The organism is Streptomyces turgidiscabies Car8, assembly GCF_000331005.1.
Lineage (GTDB): Bacteria > Actinomycetota > Actinomycetes > Streptomycetales > Streptomycetaceae > Streptomyces > Streptomyces turgidiscabies.
This window is the reverse complement of record NZ_AEJB01000222.1, coordinates 1-1,773: the sequence shown is the minus strand read 5'-3', so window position 1 is coordinate 1,773 and position 1,773 is coordinate 1. Positions and strand designations below refer to the sequence as shown.

The following is a 1,773-nucleotide window of genomic DNA, read 5'->3' as shown; positions in this document are numbered from 1 at the left end:
CCCCGGACTCCGCTTCGCCCTGTCAGCGTCTGCGGCCGGACCAGCCACTTCCGATTCCCGCGACATGCAGGGCCACCAGCATCAGGCCGAGGAGCATGACGTTCGTGGACGAGAAGACGTCGTTCGTCGAGATGTCGGCGGCGTTGATCAGGAACGCGATGAAGAACAGTACTGCCGCGGCTATACCAAGCATGGAGCGGCTCCTCTCAAAGGGTGAGACCCGAGTGCCCCCGTATCCCCGCGATAGGCCTCTGGCTGTCAGAGGTGACTCGCGACCGGACACGCCCTGACGTTCCCGCCACCGCCACCGCGCTCACGCGCAGCCGATGCCGGCGAGCCGATCACCTGACATCCCAAGTCATGGCGATGTTCGCGTACTTGCGTTCGGTGGCGAACGCTGCGCGCGTCCGACGGTCCGGAATCCGGGAGGCCGGGCCGGACACGGACAGGGCGGTGGGCGCGGCCGGGAGGCGTTCGTACCCCGGGCGATCCGGCCACGTGGAGTACACCGGGTCCGCACCGCGCCGCAGCCGGCTGTGCGCGACACCTGCGCGACCGGTTGCCGCATCCGCTGGACGGTCCGCCGACAGCCCGCCAGTTGTCCGTCCCGGTGGTCATTCGGCGGACACGAGCGGTCATATACGTAGCATCATCCGACTTTTCTGAGGCTCCCTCGGCCAGTACGGAAACAGCAAGGTCACCGGCCGGGTGCCCTTCATAGGGTCCGTGCATTGGCGAGGAGGCGACGCCCGCCCCTCGCAGGACGCGGAGGAGATGTCGGTATGAGTAACGTGGAGATTTGCCTCAAGGAGATCATGGCCTCGATCGAGGGCTCGCTGGGGACCGCTCTGGTCGACTACACCAGCGGGATGGCGCTGGGCACGCTGGGAGGCGGTAAGGACCTCGACCTGACGGTTGCGGCGGCGGGCAACACGGACGTGATCCGTGCCAAGACCCGCACCATGGAACACCTCGGCCTCAAGGGCGAGATCGAGGACATCCTGATCACGCTCGGCAGCCAGTACCACATCCTCCGGCCTCTCAAGGGCCGTGGCGGCAACGGATTGTTCCTCTACCTCGCGCTCGACGCGAAGAGGTCGAACCTCGCGATGGCCCGCCACCAGCTCAAGAGCGTCGAAGCCCAACTGGACGTGTAGCACGCCGCGTTGTCCGTGACCTCGCACGCCCATGACTTGAAGATTTCTTCAACTGGGCACATCGGGATCAGATCAATCCGATGGGCGTGCGGGGCCGGATGCACGAGAATCGGTCCGCAGGACCGCCCGTGGTGGCACGTATTGGGCCACCTGGCCCGGATGCGGCCCGTCGAACGCGGCAGGGAGCGAGCGATTCACCATGCAGGTGCCCCTCTACCAGGCCAAGGCCGAGTTCTTCCGGATGCTCGGCCACCCGGTACGCATCCGGGTCCTGGAACTGCTTCAGAACGGCCCCGTCCCCGTACGTGACCTGCTCAGCGAGATCGAGATCGAGCCGTCCAACCTCTCCCAGCAACTGGCCGTCCTGCGCCGCTCGGGGATCGTGGTGTCCATCCGGGAGGGCTCCACCGTCAGTTACGCCCTGGCCGGCGGCGATGTGGCCGAACTCCTGCGCGCGGCCCGTCGGATCCTGACCGAACTGATCACCGGCCAGAGCGAGTTGCTCGCCGAACTCCAGCAGGCGGACCCGCAAGCGGCCCTCACCCCGGGGGGCCGGCACACCTGATTCCTGATTCCTGGCTCCTGGCTCCTGGGTCGTGGGGCGTGGGGCGTGGGG

At 67.1% G+C, this 1,773-nt stretch carries 3 protein-coding genes; 2 read left to right on the top strand and 1 reads right to left on the bottom strand.

Annotation, left to right across the window (positions count from 1 at the left end):
• Positions 1–22 precede the first annotated feature (22 nt).
• Complete coding sequence (locus tag STRTUCAR8_RS53345; RefSeq protein ID WP_006376515.1) at positions 23–193, bottom strand: hypothetical protein; 171 nt, start codon at positions 191–193, stop codon at positions 23–25.
• 589 nt (positions 194–782) lie between these two features.
• Between STRTUCAR8_RS53345 and STRTUCAR8_RS14585 the strand changes: the two genes are divergently transcribed.
• The gene (locus STRTUCAR8_RS14585; RefSeq protein ID WP_006376516.1) at positions 783–1,157 is read left to right on the top strand and encodes a hypothetical protein; all 375 of its coding nucleotides are present in this window, start codon (positions 783–785) and stop codon (positions 1,155–1,157) included.
• Between the two features lie 199 nt (positions 1,158–1,356).
• Positions 1,357–1,722, top strand: coding sequence for an ArsR/SmtB family transcription factor (locus tag STRTUCAR8_RS14580; protein WP_006376517.1), 366 nt, complete (start codon positions 1,357–1,359; stop codon positions 1,720–1,722).
• The last annotated feature ends 51 nt before the right edge of the window (positions 1,723–1,773 follow it).